Below are 22,883 nucleotides of genomic sequence, written 5' to 3'. Positions count from 1 at the left end.
GGGGATTTGGGAGGCTACGAGTCCCTATTCAACCACTTTCAAGGAGAACTTGAGAAATTTTGCACGGGCCTATTGCAATTCTCAGAAGCTTGTGGTATGTTTAGGTTCTGTGTGAATGCGGGTGTAGTTTAGTGGTAAAACTTTAGCCTTCCAAGCTAACTATGCGGGTTCGATTCCCGCCACCCGCTTATTAAACAAAAAGCCTCAAACCAACGAGAAATCAACGGTTTGGGGTTTTTTATTGCCGATTTTTTGGCTGGGTGGGGCGTCAAAAAGACTAGAAATTGGATACAAATTGACGACAAAACGACCAAACTGAGTATCAAGTGACTGCCCGATCGCCCTTTTTGAACACAATTTGACTAGAATTTGAATACAATTTGACTAGAAATATCCAGCCGAGAGTCAATAGCGGTGTGGCGTGCATGGAACCCTAGATAATGGGAGTTGTCTGAGTCCCGTATCTGGAAGAATAATCGGTTAACATAGAGTGCCTCCAGTTGGCAAGATTGTCGATCGCACTCAGCTTGAGTTATGACTGATTCGGAGTCGCATCAGTCACAAGGAGAACCCGTGAAATATTTTTCAGTAGTAATGTATTTGCTGCGGGAACGGCAACAATTTCTCGAAGAAATTCGCGACGGTGTTAAGCTCAAATCTAAAATTTTTGGTTTGTTAATTTCCAGTACCATATTTTTTGGGATTTACGGAGCGATATTAGGCGCATCTAGTACGTGGATGCAATGTCTGGTTTCAGCAATCAAGCTGCCAGCGCTTTACTTACTGACGCTGATTATCTGCTTTCCTACACTGTACTTTTTTAATGTCATGTTTGGTTCAAAACGAACTTTTGAACAGTATTTGACATTGTTGATGACAGCAATGGCGATGATTAGCGTTTTGCTGTTTGGATTTGCACCTGTCAGCCTATTTTTTCTGATCAGCAGTACCAATTACAATTTTTATCTGCTGCTAAATGTTGCTATCATGGCAATCACAGGATTTTTGGGGGTCAGCTTCATTTATCAAGGAATGCACTTTCTGTCCGAACAAGATGCGGAAGGAAAAGACATCAGGCTAAATATTTTGCGGTTTTGGTTGGGACTGTATGCGTTTGTGGGCAGTCAGTTGGGATGGACGCTGAGACCGTTTTTTGGCGCACCGGGACAAGCTTTTCAACTGTTCCGAAGCCGAGACAGCAATTTTTATATGAGTCTGTGGGATTCAATTAGGTCTCTGGGAGGATTTTAATTAATGCTAATTTAAGGAGATTTGCCCTAGTGATACAAGCGGATTTGGATGAGTTGATAATTCCTGAAAAGGAGTTGGAAGATTTGAGCGGAATAGCTTTGAGCGACGGTTTTTCAGGGAATTTTTATCGCCCTGCTACACTCCGGGACGGCAAAAATCTGTTTGCTCTTTTGTTGCACGAGTTGCTGATATTTTGCGTGACGCTTGTTGTCTCGCTCCCGGTTGCTTTGCTGGCCAATAGAAATCAAGTTGGTTTTAGCGATGCTGAGATATTTGTCCGGGTTTTACAAATAACTTTGGGTTTGTCCCTGGCGATTACTGTTGTTTGGAATGTCTATAAATGGGTAAAAGCAAAGCCTTTAGCAACCCTGGCGGGTCTCTTGGATGAAGTTGAGAAGTATCATGAGGTGATTAAGGCTTTAGATATTATCGATCGCCTAACGGCTGCTGGCAATTTACAAGCCAATTTAATTAATCGACAAGATGCAATTGAGGCCTTAAAAATTACTAGAGAAAGTTTAGTCTGTGCTTTGAAAACAGAAAGGATTCTCAGGGAAAATCAGAAATTCATTGGTCGCCGTTACGAGTTATTTGCTAATATTGAAAGTAATTTGGCGGCTTTGATGGCGCTGGATGTGAGCGATCGGGCGAGCGAATACGGCCGGTTGCTAAATGAGGCTCTAGAAATTGGGATGAGCGTGCACAAAGAGGTAAGAAAGTTGCAAAATGGCAAATAATTTGAAGTATGTTGTTGCGCTTTAGCGCTCTTTCATGTATATACAGAAAGAGCGCTGAAGCGCAACAACGTACCTTTATTGAATCTGTAGGAACTACGAACCTTTTTTGGGGACAATTTTAATCGTCAAATATATCCAACTGTTGTCCCTCCGACTCTTTTTTACCATCTTTCTTAACACCCTTCCGCAGCCCGATCGCAATTTTGCTATGTTTCTCAATCTGCTTCATCACCTGTCTCGCCCTATCAATCACCGACGGCGGTAAACCAGCCAACCTCCCCGCTTCAATTCCGTAGGACTTATCAGCACCGCCGGGGTGAACTTCGTGCAAAAATACAATTTGATCCGGCAATTCCTTCACAGTCACCTGATAATTTGCCACATTATCCAAAATAGAAGCTAACTCATTTAACTCGTGATAGTGAGTCGCAAAAATCGTCCGCGCGCGAATCTCGCTGGCTAAATATTCTGCCACAGACCAAGCAATCGAAAGCCCGTCAAACGTTGCCGTTCCCCTACCAATTTCATCCAACAAAACCAATGATTTCGGCGTCGCGTGATTGAGAATATTGGCAGTTTCGTTCATTTCTACCATAAACGTAGACTGACCGGTTGCTAAATCGTCCACGGCGCCGACACGGGTAAAAATGCGATCGCAAATTCCCAAAGTCGCAGCCTTCGCCGGGACAAAACTGCCCATCTGCGCCATTAACTGGATCAAACCAACCTGGCGCAAATAACAACTCTTGCCGCTAGCATTCGGCCCAGTTAAAATAATTAAATCTGGGCGACTTAGCGCTGCTTCCCGACCCAAAAAAGCCGAATTAGGGACAAAAAATCCCGGCGGTAAAGACTTTTCCACCACCGGATGACAACCTTCAATAATTTTAATTTCCCGACTTTCTGTCATCATCGGGCGACAGTAATCTTGATAAACCGCTACTTCCGCCAAACCGCACAAAATATCCGCCGCCGCCACCGCGCGGGAAACGTTGCGAATAATTTCGGCGTGTTCTCCTACCTCCGATCGCAATTTCGCAAAAATATCGTACTCCAAGTGATTTAAATCTTCCCGCGCCGTCAGAATTCGCACTTCCCTTTCTTTTAATTCTTCTGTGCTGTAGCGTTCTTCATTGGTGAGAGTTTGCTTGCGGGTGTAGTCGTTCGGTACTTGGTCAACTTTCGATTTGGTAATGCTGATGTAATAGCCGAAAGCTTTATTGTAGCCGACTTTTAAATTAGAAATTCCGGTGCGTTGCCGTTCGTTAGCCTCTAAACGGGCAATCCATTCTTGATCGGCTGATGCAGTGTGGCGCATCTCATCAAGCATGGGATTAATGCCCGATCGAATCAAACCTCCTTCTTTTAAATGAATCGGCGGTTCCTCAACTAAATAAGCGTGAATTTGAGTTGCTAACTCTTCTAAAATGGGCGGGACATTTTGCAGCGCTTTTAAATAGGGCGAGATTCCTTCAGTTGCGATCGCCGCCAGTTGGGGTAATTTTGAGAGAGAATCGGCTAAAGCGACCAAATCCCGCGCGCTAGCGGTTCCAGAACCGGCGCGCCCCGTGAGTCTTTCGATGTCGTAAATTTGGCGCAGCAACTGCTGCAAATCTTGGCGCAGCGGATTGTTTTCTACTAATTCTTGAATCGTATCGTGGCGGGCGCAAATACCTTTAATGCTGAGCAAAGGTTGCAGCACCCAGCGGCGCAAAGCCCGGCCTCCCATGGCGGTGCTGGTTTTGTCTATAGCCCACAGCAGCGAACCGTGAAACACGCCATCTCTGACTGTTTGAGTGATTTCAAGATTGCGGCGGGTTTGATAGTCTAGTATCAGAAAATCGGTGAGTGTGTAAGTGTGCAATCTTTGCAAAGCAACTGCTTTTTCTTTTTGAGTTTCTTCGAGATATTGCAGCAAACCGCCGGCGGCGCGCACTGCGAGGGAAAGGTGCGCGCATCCGAGGCCTTCGAGCGATCGCACTTTGAACTTTTGCAGGATTCGCTGTTTTGCTTCGGACAAAGTAAACGGGATTTGCGATCGCAAAGAATAGCAAAACGAATTCGGCAAACAATCGGGTAAATGCTCGGATTTCTCTCCCGGTCTCAACATCGTCACCAAATCCGGCGCATTAGTCGGAACCAGGACTTCCGAAGGCTGCAAACGGAGCAATTCTAATGTTAATTGTTCTAAACTGTCGGCTTGGGTAGTGACGAATTCTCCGGTAGAAATATCAGTATAAGCCAATCCCCAATGTTCCCCAGCGATGACGACTGCTGCTAAAAAGTTATTTTGTCGGGGTTTGAGCATTCCATCATCCGTCAAAGTTCCTGGAGTGAGAATGCGGGTGATTTCGCGCTTGACTTGGCGGCCTTCGCGGGCGGCGATCGAGGCATCTTCAACTTGGTCGCAAACTACTACAGCATAGCCTTTTTCTACTAACACAGAAGTATAGCGATCGAGGGCGTGATGCGGCACTCCTGTCATCGGCACTCGACCGATTTCTTTGCCGCTTTCTTTGCTAGTGCAAACAAGTTCTAATTCCCGCGAAATCGTCACTGCATCTTGAAAAAAACACTCAAAAAAATCTCCGACTCGAAACAATAAAAGTGCGTGGGGATACTGTTCTTTCACTTCCACATACCGCTGCATCATCGGCGTCAGCTTAGTGAATTCTAATAGGCGGTGGTCGGCATTGGGGATGTTGGCTTGACTGGGGTCTGTTGGGGTAGATGCAGTGTAAGGCATAAAAGGCGATCGATAAATTTTGATCTTTAACAACTTTAGCGCAAGCTCGGCTTTTAGCTATAGCTAATGATACAATTTTTGACGATTAATCCTCCTCCAGCAGGGTGCGCGATTCTCAAGATGCGAGCCCAGTTATATGGTTCGTAGTGCCCTTCGTAGTGCCGTTCGTAGTGCGGACTTCAGTCCGCTCTTATCCTGCGGACTGAAGTCCGCACTACAAACCGCGCGTGCGGTTAATCGAGCGGACACGATATGAGAGAGCAGCGACTGGCGATCGCCAAAAACAACCTCAGCCATCCCTGTTAGCTGTTAAAACAATAATGCTAAATTTATTGCAATTTACTCTGGGATAAACTCTACCTTTTTTACAACTTAAAACAGCCGAAAGATAGATTTATAAATTATACCTCGGATAGAGAGATGCCACATCTTATATGCTTAAAATTAAAGCATCCAGCCAAGTGATTTAGCTGCGGAGTAAATTTAAGATTTAGAATCAAAAATCTGGGAGTTAAGTAGAGGAGAACACAATAATGAAAGCTCTTTGCTGGCACGGAGCAAATGACGTGCGAGTTGATAATAGACATCTTGCAAAAATAGGGAGTTGCTGATTCACGGTATGAAAGGCTAATATGCCAGTCAGAGAAACCAGTATCGACAAAGCTTGGGGATTTTCAACTGATTTTTTTCATACCCTGATTAAGCAACGCCGGCTTGACCATCAAAATGGGACAGACGCACGTTCACCGCTATTTGCGCCCTTTGCTCGATCGCGTTCAAAAAGGCGAAATTGACCCAACTTTCGTGATTACGCACCGTATGAAATTGGATCGATCGCCCGACGCTTACGAGATTTTCAAACACAAAAAAGACAAGTGCATCAAAGTTGTTCTCAAACCATAATTCACCATTAATTCACAAGGAGAAACTATGCTTTTACAAGAAAAAGAATCCGGCGACTTGATAGAAATCATCGATATCGCGACTTTAGTCAGCCCTACAAAAACAGAGGTGGGCGGCAAAAGTCAAGCAGGTGAAGAGGAGCAAGAGCCGACTACTTTTGAGAAGAATAAATTGGTTTTTCCCTCCGGTGAAGTCCTGCCGCGCTGCTGGACAGAGGAAAATTATAAAACTCAAGGTTCGTAGTAGGGACTTCAGCCCTCGATTGACTCATTAAGTCTTGGACGCAACTGTCACCTTAATAAAGGTACGTAGTTGCGCTTCAGCGCTCTTTGCTTATATCTATGAAAGAGCGCTGAAGCGCAACTACGTACCTAAGAAAGATTTGAGTCCCTGATTTGTTAATTATTTAAGGACTTAAGTCCTTACTACAAACGAGATTTTTGCAATAATTATTGTCATCACTAACAGCCAATAAGTTATGGAATTGCAAGCAGTAATTTGATTTATCCGTGGAATCAATCCCAAATCGAAAATCGAAAATCCTCTCTTCCCCCGAATTTATCCGTGGGGTCGCCTCTAAAATCTAAAATCTAAAATCGATTGACGGCACTCTCATACTCAGCAAAGATGCTCACGCTCAAGCTTGGGTAGAGGCGTTTGCTGCTTACGGATACGAGGTGCCTTTTGAGAAAGTTCGCCCGCTAATTGGGATGGGAGGCGACCAACTTATACCTACTAACATTTGATTAAAAGGACTTTTGCAAGAAGTCTACAATCCACTCTACCTGATGCGCTTCCGTGCGATCGGGAATGTCGAGGCGATTAGCCAATCGTTGAATGGCTGCTTCTGGGACTGCTGCTGTGCGCGATCGATTCCGCCGCAATACTTCTTGTAGGGGAACTTCCAGGTAAACAATCCGAATACGCGCTTGATAACCAGCAAAGAAATTAATTAATTGCTGGCGCATTTGTTTAGTCGTATTGGTGGCATTCCACACAAAAGAACGTCCCGATTTCATGTATTCCCGCGCACGATTTTTAGCTTCTACGATGACATTTCCGGGAGTTCGATCGGGAGGAACGTTCATCTCTTTTCGCAGCGCATCCAAGGAAATAACAGGCCAATTGGGTAGATTTTCTTTAATCCAATAATCTTTACCGCTTCCGGGTAATCCCGACATCAAAACAACTTCGCATCGAGTATCATCAAATGCTTCATAATCGGGGTTTCCGTTGTCTTTGCGGAAGTAGATAAATCGGCTGTGGTCTGAGGCGAATTGTCGCGGAGAATCCAAACAATTATTTTCTTGACAAAACTCCCGAAATAGCTGTATTTTATCCAGAATTTCTTGTCTGTCGCTACACTCGCGGCCGCGCACGTCTGCTTCTGCTAAAAGTGCGAGGAAATCGCAGCGGACGACTTGACTGGCCTTAATTACAGACTGCTGCGGGTTGGGTTTGTCTAGCAGCCAGATGGGTAAACTGCCGAATTGGACGATCGCGCAAACAGTCTCCCGAATGATAAACTGCACCGGCGGGTCAAATTGAGCTAAAATTTGTCTGACCATCCTCGCACCTTGACGGGCGTGACCTTTCGAGCTAATTCTGCCATTTTCTTCTATCTTTGTAAAAGCAGGTTTTGCGACATCGTGCAGCAAAGCCGCAGCAAAAACCATTGAACGTTCTGGCGCAGAAAGCTGTCGCCACTTGGGGGAGGATATTAAGGCTTCGCAGACCATTTTGGTATGAATTAAAACATCACCTTCAGCGTGATAAATCGGATCTTGCTGGCATCCTTCTAAGTTTTGAATCCAATCGAAATGATTGTAAATGCTTTCCCAATCTAGGAACCAATCGGGCGGTTCTGGACAAAAGGGAAAAGTCCAAGTTGCAGAGTGTGATAATAAAGCAGTCATAGTTTCACCTATTTATTAATAACGCAATTTCTTCGTCCGCGGAGGCGGACATTGTTTGTGTAGCAGCGGTTTCAACCGCCGACTCTTAGCTAAAATTAAATAAATCAGCACCCGGACGCAAAATATTCGGTACAATCGGGCGATTCAACCAATGTCCCTCCGCATTTTTAATCGCAGTCAAAAAGCTAGCGCGCACGTACTTATAACGCGCCTTGACAATTCCATCTGCTTCGACTTTAATATACAGACCCTCCATAACATCACTATTATCAGTCTCCTTCCAACAGCGCTCTTCATCCAATCCCAATTCCCGGCATTGCAAGCGCAACCGCTCCAAATGTCCAGGTTGAATAAAATTAGATTTGTCCATAAACTGCATCATGTGATTGGGCGATTTTACCACTCCTGAAAAAAGAACAGGAACTGACACTAACGGCACTCCGCTTAACAACTGACGGCGGGCTTCTGTACTCAAAAACTGACTGGTTTCCAAGTCCAGCACGTCGTATTCCATAAAATAGTGTGGCAGAAAATCATAAAAAACTGTGTGTTTGGCATAAAGCCATTCGCCGTACAAAATATAACGATTTCCCAGCACTTCTCCCAGGACTCCGCTGAGACTGAAAGCCCACTGTTTGAATAAGTTAAAATGCTTTTCTCGCGGGCCGCCGGTGAGATAGTGGCCGCGACTTTGCAGCAGCATTTGCCCGTCTGGCGCGAAGCTGATGCCTGTATTGGCGCCGTCTACCTTTTCTTCGATAATTAAAGGGCGATCGGCAATAGCGCTAAAAGGCACGCTGTCGAGGTCTTCATCTCCCGGCTGGAAACGCGAACCTTCGATGTGATAAGTTCTAGGATATTTGACAATTTCCATAACCGATTTTATATTTGAGATTTTAGAGGCCAGCCAATTCATTAGACTAGATTGTAAAAGTCTTTTGAATCAAATTTTCGGACAATGATTTTCACAATAGGTATATTACCATTATAATAGATGTATCACAAAGGAGCGTATATTTTGAAAAGTCAAAGTTTCCAGAGCGTAACGTCAGCGATCGCTGGAATTCTATTAGTAGTCGCGCTACTCCTGGGCTTCAACTCTTTTGTTGTCATCAATCCAGGTGAAGCAGGGGTGGTTAGCATTTTAGGAAAAGCGACTGATGGAGCGTTGTTAGAGGGATTTCACTTCAGACCCCCGCTGATATCTAAGGTAGATGTCTACGATGTCACAGTGCAAAAATTTGAAGTTCCCGCCCAGAGTGCTACTAAAGACCTTCAGGATTTAAATGCTAGTTTTGCGATCAATTTTCGCCTCGATCCTGCCAAAGTAGTAGATGTCAGAAGGACTCAAGGAACTTTAGAGAATATAGTTTCTAAAATTATTGCTCCTCAGACGCAAGAAGCATTTAAAACAGCCGCTGCGCTGAGAACCGCCGAACAATCTATTACTCAAAGAAGCGAACTGAAACGAGACTTTGATAGTGCACTTAAGGAAAGGTTATCAAAGTATGATGTAATCGTGCTTGATACTAGCGTTGTTAACATTCGATTCTCCACAGATTTTGCGAAGGCGGTTGAGGAGAAACAGGTTGCTGAACAGCGGGCGCAAAGGGCTGTTTATGTTGCTCAAGAAGCTGAACAACAAGCTCAAGCTGATATTAACCGCGCTCAAGGTAGGGCTGAAGCTCAAAGACTTTTGGCGGAAACTCTGAAGGCTCAAGGGGGCGATTTGGTTCTGCAAAAAGAGGCGATCGAAGCTTGGAGAAGCGGCGGCGCTCAGATGCCAAAGGTATTGGTTATGGGTAGCGGTTCGAGTCGGGTTCCTTTCATTTTTAATATGAACGATATGCAGGAAGAACCCGATCGCCCAAAAGCGATCGACAATTAAAATAGCACTTACCCTCTGAACCCTTGTTTCTGGGAAAATGTTGGCTTTGCTAACCACAAATCTCGCCCGAAACCGGGTTTGCTCAGAAAGCCTGCCGAAGTCCTATGAGATTTGCCGGAGTATGCTACACTTCTGAGAGTCAAAATATAGCGACAGCTTAAAACCTTTCGCTATTAAACCAAAGTCCGCAATTAAAACGCAGACAGCACACTCATTTTAGGAAGCAAGGAGAAATTATGACCCGCGCTATTATGGAAACCGACAAAGGTACAATCAATTTAGAACTGTTCGATGCGGATGCGCCGAATACAGTGAAAAATTTTGTTGACTTGGCGGAAAAAGGTTTTTACGACGGATTGGGCTTTCACCGAGTCATTCCTAACTTTATGGTTCAAGGCGGCTGTCCCAAAGGCACAGGAACTGGCGGGCCCGGCTACAAAATCAAGTGTGAAATCAACTCAAACAAACATTTGGCAGGCACTTTATCGATGGCTCACGCAGGCCGCGATACGGGTGGGAGCCAATTCTTTATTTGCCATTCTCCCCAGTCTCATTTAGATGGAGTTCACACAACTTTTGGCAAAACTGAGGATATGTCTGTCGTGAATGCGATCCGCCAAGGCGACAAGATTATTTCGCTCAAAATCGAGCATTAATTTTCAGTAATTAGTGATGTTTGTAGTAAGGACTTTAGTCCTTATTGCAAACAATATTAGTTGAAATTGAATCATTCATCTTCGAGGGAAGTGTCTAACAGTTCAATTTCTAAATTTTCTTCATCATCCTCATAATTAAATTCCAATTTGCTCTGCTTGATAATTTCATTTAATATATTATTTAAATACCCTTTGGCAACAGCTTCTTCAAATCTGTCTATCAGAATAGCAACATTGATTATTTCTTCTATACATTCCATATAACGCGAGACGATCGCATTTATTGAATACTGTTTTCGAGCCTGCGCTTCAATTTTACGTCTAATCTCAATATCGGAATCTGAAGATTTAACTACAAATGTTATCGGATACCTTTCAATTTTATCAATGTCTAGGAAATATTTATTCATGTCTACAGTTTCTGTTACCTGAAAAAAACGTCCTAGAGGCTTCATTACAAAATCAATTCCGCCATCATTTGCATTTGTCCGACCTGTTTTAAACAGTTGTAAATTTTCTTGCTGGAGCCTATCAAGCTCATAACCCCAATAGATACATATGTCACTATAGTAGTATTTTAAGATACTGTAGCTGACTATCTCGAATATTCTAGCATCTACAGTTGGTGCAACTATTTGTTTGATAAATTGTATTACTTGCTTCTGGGTCAATGCTTGAGCCTCTTTACAAAGTTGAAGAAATTTTTCAAAGCTATCTCTCTTAGCTTCAACGTAGGCATCAATGATTTGAATTACTGTTTCTGCTATGTTATGTACATTTTCCTGAATTTTAACTTTTAATAAATTTTCGTTAAACCAATACCTGTTAGTTTTGGGATTTCTCAGAACTGGGATAAAGTCACAAGTAGGAAAATATCTTTTAAATTCTTCATTAAGCCTGTGGTTCAAAGCATGGTTTTGAAGCTTTTGTCCAAACGGTAATTCGCGCTGTCTCTTAAAAATATTTGTATAAACTGCACCTGCATAATCTGAATACATATCGCTTTGATGAAAACCTCTTAAAAAATAGTCTTCAACTAAAACATAGATAGCATATAAATTCGCAAAACTCCCTCTTGATTTTGAGCCTCTATTTGCAGATTTAGTTTTGATATTCAAATATTGAATTAGCTCGCTTCCAGTAAATATTTGCTCGCCAGACGCGCCCAAATTTTCTGCTAAAATTTGCTTGATTGTTTTAGTAAACTCGTGTTCCATTGAATCAAAGTTGTAAGTTAAGTGTTAACTGTGTGGGTGAAGTTTCACCAGGATTTATTTCCGATGTTTGCTGCTCTTTTTTGTCATTATAAGTAGCTTGTAACCTATTTAATCCTATTTCTACATACTTGTTTTGTAATTCTATTCCGATTGACTTTCTCTTAAGCTGTTTGGCAACAAATGATGTGGTAAAAGTCCCAGAAAATACGTCTAATACAACGTCTCCCTCATTACTACTTGCTTTGACAATTCGTTCTAACAAAGATGTTGGTTTTTGGGTAGGGTGATCTTCGTACTCAGGCATACGATATCTGACTCTCGGAAACTCCCATACATTACCTGGAACTTTTTGAGAATTATATACTGATGGTGTAGACTTGCGGTAATCAATTAGTTTTCTGACTGAGCCGGTTTTTGCCTCTACCAGAATATCGGAGGAATTAAATGTATAATTTCGTTTGTCTTTGACACAATATAAAATAGGTTCGTACAGAGAACCGTAGTATTTTTTTGCTTGGACTCCCGAACTGTCATAGTACCACACTATTCGTGAAAGAATTGTCAAACGATCGCGCAAATATAAATCGAAGTAAGGCATACATTGAGTTGAAGCCATCAGATACAAGCTGCCGTTGTGCTTGAGCTTATCAATACATAAATTCAACCAGGTATAACTCCATTCTAAATAATCGCTCTCTGATTCCCACTTGTCTTTAAAACCATTGAAGTCTTTGCCAATATTATAGGGAGGATCGGCAAAAATCAAATCGACTGAGTTGTCTTTAATTTCATGAGAAAGGACTTCTAACACATCTCCCAATATGAGCTTGTGTCTGTCTACTTCAAAGATTTTCATTTTGCCTAATCTTTTCCAATCAATACGTCATTTTGTCAGCTAGAGTTGATATTTACTAGAACTCCTCAATACAGTTCATATTTGAGCAAAGTACAGGGAATCGAGCCATTAAAAACCGGAATTCGCTTCGATGTTCTGAGTCCAACCTGTTTACCCAACTCCTTATTCCCAGTCAAAATAAACGCATTCCAACCTTTAAAACGCTGCTTGAAAATATCGCCCAACATCTTGTACAAATCTCCCAATTCGCTAGCATCTCCCAGGCGCTCTCCGTAGGGAGGATTGCAAATCAGAACGCCTCTATCTGTCGGTGCTTCCAACTCGGATAACTCGGTACGAGCAAACTTGATTTTACCTGAAATACCTGCTTGCTGGGCGTTGGTGCGAGCTTGATCTAACATATCAGAATCGCGATCGCACCCGGCGATTATTTCTTTAAGTTCGGGCAATTCGCTGTTTTCAGCTTCAGCCCACAATTTATCCCACAAAGGTTCGTCAAAATCGCGCCACGTCATAAATCCAAACTTGTCTCGAAACAATCCAGGCGCAATGTTCAAAGCCTTTAAAGTCGCTTCCAAAGGCAAAGTTCCGGAACCGCACATCGGGTCTAAAAATGGTAAATCTGCCGTCCATTCTGCCATCTCTAACAAAGCCGCAGCCAGGGTTTCTTTGAGCGGAGCCAGCCCCATTGCGGGGCGATATCCCCGGCGGTGCAAACTGCCGCCGGAACTGTCTAAGCTCAAGATAGCGCGGTCTCGATGGATGTGAAGGTTAATTAGTAAGTCGGGATTTTCGACATCAACATTGGAACGTTTGTTAAATTGCAGGCGCTGTTGGTCGGCGATCGCATTTTTGACCTGCAAAGCTGTAAAGTGGGTGTGATTTAAATTTTCGTTGCCACCGGTACAGTTGACTGCTAATGTATTGTGAGGCTCTAGGTATTCGTCCCAAGGAATTTTCTGGACTTCGCGGTAGAGCATATTTGAGTCGTAACACCGGAATTCGGCGATCGGCATTAGCACTCGAAAAATAGTTCTCGACCACAGATTGACGCGGTACAATAAAGCGCGATCGCCCGCGAAGTAAACTCCTGTAAAATCGGGCTTGACATCTTGCGCCCCTAAACTTTCTAATTCTTGGGCGGCAATGGTTTCTAAACCGCGCGCAACTGTAGCAAAATATTGATTCATTGATGATTACGAAGGAAGTTCGGCAGCGAGCAATGTACGGGATGTAACGGATGTAACGGATGTAACGGATGTTAACGGATGTTAACGGATGTAGGAGGGAAGAAATAGCTATAGCCTTTCTCAAAAAGATGAGGTATGACTGACAGCTTATTATCACCCTTAAGCTAAGAGGGCTAAAGCCCAACAACATACCTCATCTTTCTGATAACCGCTATAGGTGGTTGGGGATTGGGAATCGGTTTTTCTCGATCGCCCAAATTAGATAGTAGCTCGTTTTAATCCTAAGTCTCACAAACAACACTCTACCTTAAGGTAGATGCCTCTGTTTCAAAAGACTGATATTTTTACAACTTATTGTCAAGAGTGGATTGCCGGTTTAGCAGTATGTGCGTAAGGGCGATCGGTCTAAACCGCACTCGCTCAACCTCCTGAATCCAGCAGCAGAGGGGATTCACGCTTAATCATCAACTGGGTTAGCAACTGCTGCGAAGTACCCTTGCAGCCCGCTTGTTGAAAAGTATTCTTAACTACTTGCACATTTTATTGACTTCATGTTAGGCTTCTAGTCAAAGTTGAGAATTCAAGCCCTAACGTCACAGTCAGGGAAAATTTCAGCTAAATGGGTGTCATACAACAATTGGAGACCATTATGTCAAAGGCAATCAACGGATCTGCTCTCAAACTGTCCCGCGCTAGCAAAATCCAAGTAGAAGTCAAGGAAATTGCCAAGCACGCCACAGCTAAAAATATCTCTTCTGCGCTTAATGTTGATGCCGATGGCAGCGATGTTACCAACGAGTAATAGCAGGTTTTTCAGTTAGACTTCGCATCCCCAAGCAACAAGTAGTAGATTTTACTGTTGTCTGTCGGGAAATGTGGAGTAATTGAGGGCAAGCGTAAAGCATTGTCCTCAATTATTCAATTGTTCAAAATTTATTGAGAAGTTTTATCAATAGAATTTATGCGATCGATCGCGAATCTACTCAAACCATACAATCTCGAAGATTTTCTAAATAACAACTGGACAAACAAAGCAGTTGTCATTCCCAGCGAAGGGAAAAAAGACTTTGCACATTTATTTTCCTGGGAAAAACTCAACTACCTGCTCAACTTTCACGAATTAAAATATCCCGACATTCGCTTAGCAGTAGCAGGAAAAGTTCTCGACGCCAGCGAAAACGTCAATCTCATAAAACTGTGCCAATCGGGAGCAACTTTAATCCTCAATCAAGTTCACAAACTCATCCCAGAAATAGCTGAATTTGCAGCAGAAATAAAAGCAGACTTAGGTTATCCAAACCAAGTAAATGCCTATTGTTCTTGGCCGGAAAAACAGGGGTTTTCTTCCCACTACGATACCCACGAAGTTTTCATCTTGCAAACAGACGGGATTAAGCAGTGGTATGTATTTGCCGACACAATTAAATACCCGCTGATCGACCAAAAATCCTCCGCATTTTCGCCACCAGAAACTCCACCGTATTTAACCTGCACTTTGCATCCCGGAGATATGCTTTACATACCGCGCGGACATTGGCATTATGCAGTTGCTTCAGATGAACCGTCGCTGCATTTAACATTAGGAATTCACTGCAAAACTGGAATTGACGTTTTAGAATGGTTGGTGGGCGAATTGCGACAACAAGAAGAGTGGCGTCAAAGTTTACCGCTGCGAATAAATCCAGATTCCATTGATGTAAGTGTAAATAATTTAATTACTGAATTGCACCGCTACGCAAACAGTAAAAATCTTGGAGAAGAGTACAGCAGCTACCTTGACAGTTTAGCAAAACCAGTGGCGAAATACTCTCTCCCTTATCAAGCAGGGTTCAACATTTTTCCCTACGGGATTCAAACTAAGTTTAGGATTCCCAAGTTTCTGCGGGTGAGAATTCGCGAATTGCCTGACGGGTGTGGATACAAAGTTGTTGTTGGAGGTAAAGAAGTATCTCTGAAAGGAGTAACGGAGAAATTTATGGACAATCTATTCAGTACAGAATTTTTTACAGGAGAAGATGTGATGGATTGGTTGCCAGATTATGATTGGGAAATAGATGTAGTGCCACTTTTGTCTAAGTTAGTAGTTGACGGAGTGATTTTTGTTGGTTAAAACTAGAGAAGGGTACTAGCTGTAATGAATGGGTTGTTAAAAGAGTAATTTATGACACATCACGAGGTAGAAAATGCCGGAGACTTTTTTTTGCGCCGATGCTTCTAAATGCGTTCAAGAGGATATTATTGGTACTGGTACGAATTACCAAACCTATATATTAATTGAATGCTGCTTGCCTTGGGAATCAGAAGCTTTTGATTCCAAACAAGTGCCCCAGAATCTCAGGGATTTGGTGGAGGAAGTAGAGCATTCAAAGCAAAAAATTAGATTTTTGTTGATAAATAGCGACCAAACTAAATGTGCCGATCAGCGCAAAGTGTTGATTTATGATAACAAAAGTCAAGCACTTTTTGAGGGCTACGAAAAATACGAATTTAACGCGAGTAATATTGAGCAAGTAGCGGCAATTGTCAAAAGCTATTTAGCTGGAGAAGTCCCGGATTGCGAAGTTGAAAATAACCCAAGTAGAGATATTTTGGTTTGCACTCACGGGAGTCATGATAGATGTTGCGCGAGATATGGCAATCCTTTTTATGCCCAAGCAACGGCTTTGGTTTCGGAGTTAGAATTGAGTGATGTTCGTCTTTGGAAATCTAGTCATTTTGGCGGACACCGCATGGCGCCGACTGCGATTGATTTGCGTGACGGCAGATATTACGGAAATCTCGATCGCATTTCGTTCAAATCTATTCTAACGCGATCGGGCGATATTGAATGTTTGAATCAGGTTTATCGGGGTTGGGGGATTTTGCCGAACCAAATTCAGGTTTTGGAACGAGAATTCATCATCCGCTACGGGTGGGATTGGTTCAACTACAAAGTCTCAGGCTGTATTGTAGATAAAAATCCTGAAAATGATGATTTTGTTGCTGAATTAACTTTTGAAAACGTAGATGGCACTTATATCTATCGGGCTGAGTTGGTTAAAGATGAAGCTAAAACAGTCAGGTTGAAAGGTTCCTGCGGCGCTAAGCAAGAGTCAGAGTTTGTCAAATATTTGGTAAAATATTCTTACTTTTACTCGAAGAAAGAGGAGTCAAGGTTTGTGATTTATCCTTTTCGGGATTTTCGTAGAGATAAGACGGCGGTTGAAACCGCGTCTACACAAACGATGTCCGCCTCCGCGGACTAAATAAAATAACCTAATTTCAACCGTTGTGTTCAACCCGCGGAGGCGGGTTTTGTCTGTATAGACGCGGTTTCAACCGCCGTCTTCAACTCCATGAATATGTGCGGGATTCCCAGGTAGTCAAAGGGATTGTCTTTTTCTATAAATCCGAGGTTTTTGTAAAATTTAACGGCGTTAATGCGAGACATTAATCTAACAGTTTTGAAATTCTTTTCCTTAGCTTCCGCGATCAGTCTTTCCATTAGTTTAGTGCCGATTCCCTGGTTTTGAAATTCAGGAAGTACAGCAATATAAGAGATGCTTCCCAATTCTGGGGATAATTCTCGGAGTCTGCCCGATCCGATAATTGTACGATCGCCCTTTGCTATGATATGACAAGCACCGTTTTCGCGATCGTCCCTTTCGCTACCTCTTTCCATGCCCAGGGGCGATCGCAAAACCAACCACCGCTGATCGAACATTTCTGCTAATTCTTGTTGGTTATTGACTTCACGGATGTCTAGTTGCAGCATTTTTCGATCGGATTGAAGAGGTAGATTATAATTTGTCGTTGGGCGGGGGCGGGTTTACGAGATTGTGGGTTTTGGGCAATTATTGTTGGTGAACCCGCCCCTACAAATTATGGGAAATATGGAGTTACAAACTGTCAGTAATACTGGTGAAATTAAAAGCTTTCACGCGCACTCCGGGCACGACATTACCGCCGTAACGTTTCGCCTCGGTAACTGCATCGACATCGCGCAACATATCAGGTAAAACTTGATTGAAACGGAAATTTTTAATCGGATAAACAATCTTACCATTTTCAATCCAGAAAGTACCGTCGCGAGTCATGCCGGTTACTTCCGATGTTTTCGGATTCACGTAGTTGACATACCAAGCTCGACTGACGAAAATTCCGCGTTCAGTTTGAGCGATTAAATCTGCTAAACTTTGGTCGGAACCTGTCATCGCGATCGGGTAATAAGCACCTTTTGATTCTTTGCCTTTTTGGGCTGCCCAGTAGCGGGAATAAGATAAACTTTGAGGAATACCATTTTTGATGATTTCCAAATAGCTATTGCTCAATCCGTCACCGAAAAAATTATTCGATCGCAATAAAGGATGTGCCGGATCGCGCTGTACTTGTACCAACGGGCTGAAAAGCTGTTCCCCAGCGCGGTTTCCGGCGGGTTTTCCCGACTCATCTGCGATCGACATAAACGATCGCCCTTCATCCGCCGCCCGCGCATCCATACCCCAAACAATCCACGGTAACAAATCCGCAAACGCAGCGCCATCAAAGATTACAGGATACACGCCCGGAGTGATGGGGCGGGGGTTGCGGGAGGCTTTCGCGCGATCGACAACTTGCGCTGCTAATGCCGCTACTGGTAGTTGATTGATACCCCAAGCCGTGCTTTCCGTCCAGCTAGAACCGTCTCCGATGCGGGCTGTAAAGCCGAAATTCGCCTCTGTAGAATGGTTGCAGGCGCGGAGTCCGGTTGACGAGGCGATCGCGTACAGCGAAGTTTCAGCGCTCAAAGTACCGGAAGCATCAGCGCCTTCCTGAGATGCGATCGCACAAGCTTGTCGCACCATTTCAGCGCGGGCTAGAGGCGATACAGCCGCCGTTGCTTCATCAAACGCCGGCCGTGGTAAATCGTAGGTTTGAGGGGGCAGCAAGGGCATCCATTCGGGGTCTGCGGGGGCAATTCGAGCTAGTTCTTGCGATCGTTTGACCGTTTGGGCGATCGTATCTTCATCAAAATCTGTCACAGATGCAGAAGCGCTTTTATTGCCGAAATAGCTAGTAATGTTGAGCCTAAATACAGTCTTGCTAATATTTTGGCTGATTTGATTTTCCGAAAATCTGGAGAGAGATTCTTCGCCAGTATAGAGACTGACAAATACCGCTTCGGCTTCCGATTGTTTGACTGCCTTTTCTACCAAAGATAAGGCTTGGTCTTCACTTAAAATTGCGGAAGATGTTGTTAAAATCATGATGGAATGGGGAATAGGTAATGGGGAATGGGGAATGGGGAATAGGTAATGGGGAATGGGGAATAGGTAATGGGGAATTCGGAATTAGAAATTGATAATTGGGGATTGATAATTTTGAATTGGTTATTTATTACTTCCAATTACCAATTACCAATTACCAATTACCAATTACCAATTACCCAATTTGAATATCCCTAACCCGCACCGGCACACAAGCGTGAGTCATTTGAGCAACCTGCATCGGTTCACCTTTACCGCACATATTAGTACCGCATTGAACCCGTTCCGAAGCAGGCCCGATCGCATCTACTTGATTCCAAAAATCAGTGCTCATCGAATGATAAGTTACATCCTTCAACATACCGACAACTTTACCTTTTTCCACCTTCCAAAAAGCATTGCCGCCGAATTGGAAATTGCGCCGTTGTTGGTCAATCGAAAAACTGCCAATACCGTCAATTAAAATCCCATCTTCCGTATCAGCAATCATCTGATCCAAAGTAGCAGTATGACTGCCGCCATCCGGGCCTGGTTCCAATCCCAAATTCGGAATTCTCACCATCGGTACACTCGACCAACTATCAGCGCAAGCAGAACCGTTGCTGCTACCGCGTCCGAGGCGATAAGCTGTTTCTCTATCAGTGAGATAATCAACTAAAATTCCATCCTTAACAACGTACCAATCCTGTGATTTTACGCCCTCATCATCGTAACCCATTGTGCCACGGCCTGCGGGTTGAGTGCGATCGCACTTAAAGTTCACCCAAGGCGCAGCGTATTGCAGCTTATTCAATTTATCGGTAGTAGCAAAACTCGTGCCGGCAAAGTTAGATTCGTAACCGTAAACTCTGTCTAATTCCGTTGGATGTCCGACGGATTCGTGGATGGTCAGAAACAAATTTGTCGGCTTGAGAATCAGGGATTTGCAAATACCAGCCGGAACTTTAGGCGCAGCGACTTTCTCAATCGCTTCGGCCGCAACTCTGTCTATTTGACTAAGCAAATCATCGGGATTAATGTGTTCGTAACCGATATTTAGCGGCGGGCGTTCGTAACTGCGACTTTGGGCATCGCCGCCCGCAATTGCGGTACAGCCCAAACCCGGATAGCTGCGGTAGATTGTTTGTTCGATTAGCGAGCCTTCTGTGGAAGCAAAAACCTTGTCTTCGCGGTTTGCCTGCAAAAAAGAATAAGCTTTTTTGATGCCTTGTGAATCGTGGGCTAGCAGTCGCTCGTTGATGGTTAATAAAAGTTCGGCTTTGTCAGCAACGGGTACAGAAAATGGGTCAATTGCGATCGGAGTAATGTAAGTATCGACATATTTTTCGACGGGTACTAAGCGCACCGGTTCCTTTTGAGTCAAGCGGCTGCCTTTAGCGATTTCAACAGCCAAAGCGACTATTCTGGCAACCTCTGCGGGTGTTTTGCTGTGACTGGCGGCAAAGCCCCAAGCGCCGTCTAGCAGCACTCGCACGCCAAAACCGGAACTTACATTATCGGAGATATTGCTTAAAGATCGATCGCGCGCGTAGAGACTCTGCCTTCGATAACTGCAAAAACGCACATCACCGTATTCACAACCTGTTTTCCGAATCAAACTTACGGCTAAATTTGCTAACTCCTTAGCAGAGATTTTTGCGGTTAATTGTACCATAGTTATTAGTCATTTGTTATGAGTTATCAATCATTATAGCGCTACTATCGAAATATTTTCCGAATCAACGGGGCGACGATACCCAGCATTAACCAGCCAAATACTAAGCCAAATACGAGACTCCAGAGAATTGTCGCAGCAAAGGGATGCAGCGGGAGAGAGATATCGGGAAACCATTGAATCGGTGTCTCCTTCTTGATGAGAGGATAGGCTGCGGAGAAGATTTGGCCACCACCGATCGCAGTTCCGACAAAGAATATGATATTCTCAAGTTGGCGATCGCGCTTTTTCTCATTGTCTTCTTGTTCGCGATCGAAATCCACCTGTTCGATTTCCACCATTCCCCGCACAGTAGATATCGACTGCTGGAACAAATCTTGACTAGCAATCAAATAATTCAAATCAATTTCAATTTGCCGCTGATATGTATTCTCAGCCAAATCCAGAAACCTCTGCCAAAAATCCAGATTATCACCTTCGATGCACAAACTTCTAATTCTGGTCAGCGAATCGCCATAATTTTCAGCATTAATATCAATGGTATTTCTATCTTCCTGCAAATACCGCACTTGCTGAGCACAAGCCAACATTTTAGTCCGAACCTCAGCCAGCAAATCCTTCAACTTCTGCAACTTAACTTGTCTATTTTGTTCTCTTTCGATTTCACCGAATTTGGGCAGCTTCTTTTCTAACTCGCCGACAATTTGCTGTGCTATGCGATACTCTTTCCGAGCTTCGCGATACACAAATACAATTTTAGCGCGAGAGCGCAGCAGCTCGATCAAGTACAAATTAAACGTTGAAGTTACCGATTGCCAAGTTTGGGGATTATATTGCAACCATACAAGAATGTGACACCGTTTAGACGCATCATCTTCGCGGCTGTCATACTCAAAAATCGGACTCCCGAATAATATCCCTTCCGCGCGAAACTCCGGTGATGCTTGCTGTTGATTGTCGATAAAAGCTGTAACACATTCATCAGCCAGCTTGCGGTGAGTACCAAAAACTGCTGGTGCGGCGTACAACAATAAAGTTTGTCCCAGGGACGGTTGAATTGCGTTTGGCAACAAACAACCTTCGGGATTTAATTGATTTAAGTCAGCTACTTTGATTGTCGCATTTCGATAGTAAAATGTCAAATCTGCGGTATAAGTATCGTGAATTCGCAGGGCATAAATTGAACCATCAAGTTTCTGGTTATCTGGCTGAGTAATTGGTTGTAAATCCAGAGTTTTGCCATCGGGAATCAGCAGTTCGCGATTATTGGGTTTTTCCTGTTCGCCTTGAGGATAATACTGTTTGTCTTTGTAACAAATTAGCTTTTCTCGGAGAGATTTTAGTTCGTTGCTGTTAAATTGTGTGCCGACATTATCTGCTAAATTTTCCCACAGGGATTGAGCATTTTTGGCTACTGCGTCATAGCCTTCATCGCTATCATCCCGCAAGTGGAAAGGATAGAGGGTAATGCTGGGATTTTTAATTTGCGGTGGTTCCTGCATAATCGAATCCGGGATGAAACGTGATATTAATTCAATCTTAGTCCGCGGAGGCGGACATTGTTTGTGTAGCCGCGGTTTCAACCGCCGGGGCCTAATCGCCGAATTCCTCAATCGCCAGATTCCTAATCTCCGAATACCCTCTTAGTCCGCGGAGGCGGACATTGTTTGTGTAGCCGCGATTTCCAATCGCCGGGGCCTCAATTAGAATATAATCATTATGATTTCATTGTGCCGTCAATCAATCCCGGAGGTTTCTAATCACCCGGCGGTTGAAACCGCGGCTACACAGACAAAACCCGGATGGTGCGCGGGTTGAAGATTTGACCCGGTGGTTTTCAATCACCCGGCGGTTGAAACCGCGGCTACACAGACAAAACCCGCCTCCGCGGGTTGAAGATTTCAATCGGTGATTTTTCATCTGGTATGCGGGTTGAAGATAAATTTCATATATTGTATGAAAAATGAGAGATAATTTCACGCAGTTGTATGTACACTATGTTTGGGCAACCTGGGATAGATTGCCTTTGATTACTCCCGATATTCAAGAAGCAATTTATGCGGTCATTATTGGAAAATGTAATAATTTAAAATGCACTGTAATTGCTGTTGGTGGTATAGAGGATCATGTGCATTTGCTAGTCGGTTTTCCATCAACTTTGACAATAGCTGAAATTATCAAGGAAGTTAAGGGCAGTTCTTCTCATTTAGTAACTCACGAACTTAAACCTGGTGTGTTTTTTAAATGGCAAGGTAGTTATGGGGCGTTTACGGTTAGCCGTGATGCGATCGACAATGTAGCCAACTATATCAGAAATCAGGCTGTTCACCACCGTCAAAAATCAATGATTCCTGAATGGGAATGGGTTTCCAATCATCCCATGATTTCCCATCCACCCGGCGGTTGAAACCGCGTCTACACAAACCAAACCCGCCTCCGCGGGTTGAAGATTCCAATCGGTGATTTCTAATTACCCGGCGGTTGAAACCGCGTCTACACAAACAAAACCCGCCTCCGCGGGTTGAAGATTCTAATCGGTGATTTCTAATTAGGGCTTGCTGAATAATTGATTGCCAACCAAGAGCAGGAGCGATCAATATATTCAAGCTTGGTTAAAGATAAGTTTTTTCTGTATCGAGTCGCC

The 22,883-nt window shown here is 43.6% G+C and carries 21 protein-coding genes and 1 tRNA gene; 12 read left to right on the top strand and 10 right to left on the bottom strand.

Annotated features, from left to right (window positions below; translation table 11 throughout):
* The first annotated feature begins 117 nt into the window (after positions 1-117).
* From JGK07_RS28195 to JGK07_RS28185, 3 genes are all read left to right on the top strand, one after another.
* Positions 118-188, top strand: a tRNA-Gly gene (locus tag JGK07_RS28195).
* 385 nt (positions 189-573) lie between these two features.
* Positions 574-1,251 carry an actin-binding WH2 domain-containing protein gene (locus JGK07_RS28190; protein ID WP_293198811.1) on the top strand — a complete coding sequence of 226 codons (678 nt, stop codon included), beginning with the start codon at positions 574-576 and terminating at the stop codon, positions 1,249-1,251.
* A gap of 29 nt (positions 1,252-1,280) precedes the next feature.
* Positions 1,281-1,988, top strand: coding sequence for a hypothetical protein (locus JGK07_RS28185; protein WP_293213105.1), 708 nt, complete (start codon positions 1,281-1,283; stop codon positions 1,986-1,988).
* Between the two features lie 118 nt (positions 1,989-2,106).
* On the opposite strand, the gene mutS is transcribed toward JGK07_RS28185, so the two are convergent.
* Complete coding sequence (gene mutS, locus JGK07_RS28180) at positions 2,107-4,734, bottom strand: DNA mismatch repair protein MutS (protein WP_293186320.1); 2,628 nt, start codon at positions 4,732-4,734, stop codon at positions 2,107-2,109.
* 726 nt (positions 4,735-5,460) lie between these two features.
* Here mutS and JGK07_RS28175 point away from each other — a divergent pair.
* Complete coding sequence (locus JGK07_RS28175) at positions 5,461-5,637, top strand: hypothetical protein (protein ID WP_363319742.1); 177 nt, start codon at positions 5,461-5,463, stop codon at positions 5,635-5,637.
* Positions 5,638-5,664: 27 nt separating this feature from the next.
* Positions 5,665-5,880, top strand: a complete 216-nt coding sequence (locus JGK07_RS28170; protein WP_293186305.1) for an acetyltransferase — start codon at positions 5,665-5,667, stop codon at positions 5,878-5,880.
* A 503-nt stretch (positions 5,881-6,383) separates the two neighbouring features.
* On the opposite strand, the gene JGK07_RS28165 is transcribed toward JGK07_RS28170, so the two are convergent.
* Positions 6,384-7,553, bottom strand: coding sequence for an AAA family ATPase (locus tag JGK07_RS28165; protein ID WP_293186303.1), 1,170 nt, complete (start codon positions 7,551-7,553; stop codon positions 6,384-6,386).
* 85 nt (positions 7,554-7,638) lie between these two features.
* Positions 7,639-8,427 carry an RNA ligase family protein gene (locus JGK07_RS28160; RefSeq protein ID WP_293186301.1) on the bottom strand — a complete coding sequence of 263 codons (789 nt, stop codon included), beginning with the start codon at positions 8,425-8,427 and terminating at the stop codon, positions 7,639-7,641.
* A 144-nt stretch (positions 8,428-8,571) separates the two neighbouring features.
* Between JGK07_RS28160 and JGK07_RS28155 the strand changes: the two genes are divergently transcribed.
* Together JGK07_RS28155 and JGK07_RS28150 are read left to right on the top strand one after the other, a co-directional pair.
* Positions 8,572-9,441, top strand: coding sequence for a prohibitin family protein (locus JGK07_RS28155; RefSeq protein WP_293226263.1), 870 nt, complete (start codon positions 8,572-8,574; stop codon positions 9,439-9,441).
* A 236-nt stretch (positions 9,442-9,677) separates the two neighbouring features.
* Entirely contained in the window at positions 9,678-10,097 is a 420-nt protein-coding gene (locus JGK07_RS28150; RefSeq protein WP_293226266.1) for a peptidylprolyl isomerase, read from the top strand.
* Between the two features lie 71 nt (positions 10,098-10,168).
* On the opposite strand, the gene JGK07_RS28145 is transcribed toward JGK07_RS28150, so the two are convergent.
* From JGK07_RS28145 to JGK07_RS28135, 3 genes are all read right to left on the bottom strand, one after another.
* Positions 10,169-11,314 (bottom strand): restriction endonuclease, encoded by a 1,146-nt coding sequence (locus JGK07_RS28145; protein WP_293198823.1) that lies wholly within the window; start codon positions 11,312-11,314, stop codon positions 10,169-10,171.
* A 4-nt stretch (positions 11,315-11,318) separates the two neighbouring features.
* Complete coding sequence (gene yhdJ / locus JGK07_RS28140) at positions 11,319-12,170, bottom strand: adenine-specific DNA-methyltransferase (protein ID WP_293186295.1); 852 nt, start codon at positions 12,168-12,170, stop codon at positions 11,319-11,321.
* 65 nt (positions 12,171-12,235) lie between these two features.
* Positions 12,236-13,360 (bottom strand): THUMP domain-containing protein, encoded by a 1,125-nt coding sequence (locus JGK07_RS28135; RefSeq protein ID WP_293186293.1) that lies wholly within the window; start codon positions 13,358-13,360, stop codon positions 12,236-12,238.
* Positions 13,361-14,009: 649 nt separating this feature from the next.
* Between JGK07_RS28135 and JGK07_RS28130 the strand changes: the two genes are divergently transcribed.
* The 3 genes from JGK07_RS28130 (at position 14,010) to JGK07_RS28120 (ending at position 16,605) form a co-directional block, all read left to right on the top strand.
* Positions 14,010-14,162: a hypothetical protein gene (locus JGK07_RS28130; protein ID WP_293186292.1), complete on the top strand. Its 153-nt coding sequence runs from the start codon at positions 14,010-14,012 to the stop codon at positions 14,160-14,162.
* 159 nt (positions 14,163-14,321) lie between these two features.
* Complete coding sequence (locus tag JGK07_RS28125; protein ID WP_293186291.1) at positions 14,322-15,470, top strand: cupin domain-containing protein; 1,149 nt, start codon at positions 14,322-14,324, stop codon at positions 15,468-15,470.
* Between the two features lie 73 nt (positions 15,471-15,543).
* On the top strand, positions 15,544-16,605 hold the full coding sequence (locus JGK07_RS28120; RefSeq protein WP_293186289.1) for a sucrase ferredoxin: 1,062 nt from the start codon (positions 15,544-15,546) through the stop codon (positions 16,603-16,605).
* A 29-nt stretch (positions 16,606-16,634) separates the two neighbouring features.
* On the opposite strand, the gene JGK07_RS28115 is transcribed toward JGK07_RS28120, so the two are convergent.
* Both JGK07_RS28115 and JGK07_RS28110 read right to left on the bottom strand, forming a co-directional pair.
* Positions 16,635-17,114, bottom strand: a complete 480-nt coding sequence (locus JGK07_RS28115; protein WP_293186288.1) for a GNAT family N-acetyltransferase — start codon at positions 17,112-17,114, stop codon at positions 16,635-16,637.
* Between the two features lie 124 nt (positions 17,115-17,238).
* Positions 17,239-18,585 (bottom strand): TldD/PmbA family protein, encoded by a 1,347-nt coding sequence (locus JGK07_RS28110; RefSeq protein ID WP_293186286.1) that lies wholly within the window; start codon positions 18,583-18,585, stop codon positions 17,239-17,241.
* Between the two features lie 69 nt (positions 18,586-18,654).
* Between JGK07_RS28110 and JGK07_RS28105 the strand changes: the two genes are divergently transcribed.
* Entirely contained in the window at positions 18,655-18,783 is a 129-nt protein-coding gene (locus JGK07_RS28105; protein ID WP_293186284.1) for a hypothetical protein, read from the top strand.
* Here JGK07_RS28105 and JGK07_RS28100 read toward each other — a convergent pair.
* Together JGK07_RS28100 and JGK07_RS28095 are read right to left on the bottom strand one after the other, a co-directional pair.
* On the bottom strand, positions 18,761-20,239 hold the full coding sequence (locus JGK07_RS28100; RefSeq protein ID WP_293186282.1) for a TldD/PmbA family protein: 1,479 nt from the start codon (positions 20,237-20,239) through the stop codon (positions 18,761-18,763). The two genes, JGK07_RS28105 and JGK07_RS28100, sit on opposite strands and share 23 nt — an antisense overlap.
* A 44-nt stretch (positions 20,240-20,283) precedes the next feature.
* Positions 20,284-21,741, bottom strand: a complete 1,458-nt coding sequence (locus JGK07_RS28095) for a hypothetical protein (protein ID WP_293226279.1) — start codon at positions 21,739-21,741, stop codon at positions 20,284-20,286.
* A 461-nt stretch (positions 21,742-22,202) separates the two neighbouring features.
* Between JGK07_RS28095 and tnpA the strand changes: the two genes are divergently transcribed.
* Positions 22,203-22,646, top strand: coding sequence for an IS200/IS605 family transposase (gene tnpA, locus JGK07_RS28090; RefSeq protein ID WP_293186278.1), 444 nt, complete (start codon positions 22,203-22,205; stop codon positions 22,644-22,646).
* Positions 22,647-22,883: the final 237 nt, after the last annotated feature.

Origin of the sequence: Microcoleus sp. PH2017_24_DOB_U_A (genome assembly GCF_020738205.1) — a bacterium.
Taxonomy (GTDB): domain Bacteria; phylum Cyanobacteriota; class Cyanobacteriia; order Cyanobacteriales; family Microcoleaceae; genus Microcoleus.
This window is presented reverse-complemented; position numbering and strand designations above follow the sequence as displayed.